This is a genomic window from Scytonema sp. PCC 10023 (assembly GCF_963920835.1).
In the GTDB taxonomy this organism is placed as follows: Bacteria; Cyanobacteriota; Cyanobacteriia; order Cyanobacteriales; family Nostocaceae; genus Kalymmatonema.
On record NZ_CAWUDP010000282.1, the window covers coordinates 1 to 1,552 of the forward strand.

The following is a 1,552-nucleotide window of genomic DNA, read 5'->3' on the forward strand; positions in this document are numbered from 1 at the left end:
ACAAGCGCAAAGCTAGGTCACTACAAAAGCTAATTCTGAAATCCAAAGCAGCTAGGTTTCTGGCGATTCGTCAAGTAACTCAGCTAAATGCTGGTAAAAAGACAGCAGGCATCGATGGAAAAACTGCCTTAACGTTTGAAGAACGGTTCAATCTTGAACTTCTCCTCAGACAACCGCAATGGTATCACAACAGATTAAGAAAGATACCAATTCCCAAGAAAGACGGCTCCATTAGATACCTGAAAGTCCCTACCATTGCGGATAGAGCTTGGCAATGCCTAGCTAAATACGCATTAGAACCAGCACACGAAGCAACTTTTCATGAAAACAGCTATGGATTCAGAACCGGGCGCTCTGCCCACGATGCCCAAAAGCAAGTGTTTAACAACTTAAACTCAAAAGCCAATGGCATAAACAAGAGAATCCTTGAGCTTGATATAGAAAAATGTTTCGACCGGATAAACCACTCCACCATCATGGAAAACCTCATAGCTCCAAGAGCATTAAGGGATGGGATTTTCCGAGCATTAAAAGCAGGAATAAACCCAGAATTTCCTGAACAAGGAACCCCACAAGGAGGTGTGGTAAGTCCATTATTAGCTAATATCGCCCTCAACGGAGTAGAGGAAATTCACCCATCTGTAAGATATGCAGATGATATGGTATTCTTCCTTAAACCAGGAGAAAGCGAAGAAGAACTACTTGACAAAATCAACCAATTCCTAGCCAAAAGAAGATTAAAGATAAGCGAGAAAAAGACAAAGCTAACCGCCTCGACAGATGGATTCAACTTTCTAGGCTGGCATTTTAAAGTACAGCAAAACGGGAAGTTTAGATGTGTTCCCTCAGAGGAAAACTACAAAGCTTTTCATAAGAAAGTCAAGAAAATCGTCAATAGCTCGAATTATGGCGCTAAGGTGAAAGCCCAAAAGCTAACACCAATAGTTAGGGGCTGGAGACAATACCATAAGTACTGCAAAATGGACGGGTCACGCTTCTCACTGTGGCATATGAACCATAGAGCATTCACGGTATTTAACAAAGAAACCAAACAAGATAGGCTATCAGTTGAAAAGCTGGTAAAACAAGCCTTCCCTACGGTTCCTTACTCCGAAAACCGTCACATCAAAGTCAAAGGAAATAAATCACCATTCGACGGAGATTTAGTCTACTGGTCTGAAAGGAACAGCAAACTATACGACGGCACAACCTCAAAACTATTAAGAAAGCAAAGCCATACGTGTGGATACTGTGGTCACAAACTGACCTCAGAAGAAAGAGTACATATACATCACAGAGACGGCAATCATGAAAACTGGAAGGATACAAACCTAATAGTAATACACGAAAGCTGTCATGACTACATCCACATGAGCAAAGAGGAAGTGAAATTTGTAGAATTCTTGCAGGCGCAAACTCCTAGTAGCAGGGAGAGAAGGAATACAAAAGCTAACTAACCTCTAAGAATATCGGAAGCTGGATGAAACGAAAGTTTCACGTCTAGATTTAACAGAGAGGTACGGAGAGTAATACCTCCTATCGACTCTACCCG

The 1,552-nt window shown here is 41.7% G+C and carries 1 protein-coding gene; it reads left to right on the forward strand.

What is annotated here, in order from left to right; translation table 11 throughout:
* On the forward strand, positions 1 to 1,457 hold a 1,457-nt coding region (locus ACM0OZ_RS48715), incomplete at its 5' end, for a group II intron reverse transcriptase (protein ID WP_414590136.1).
* Positions 1,458 to 1,552: the final 95 nt, after the last annotated feature.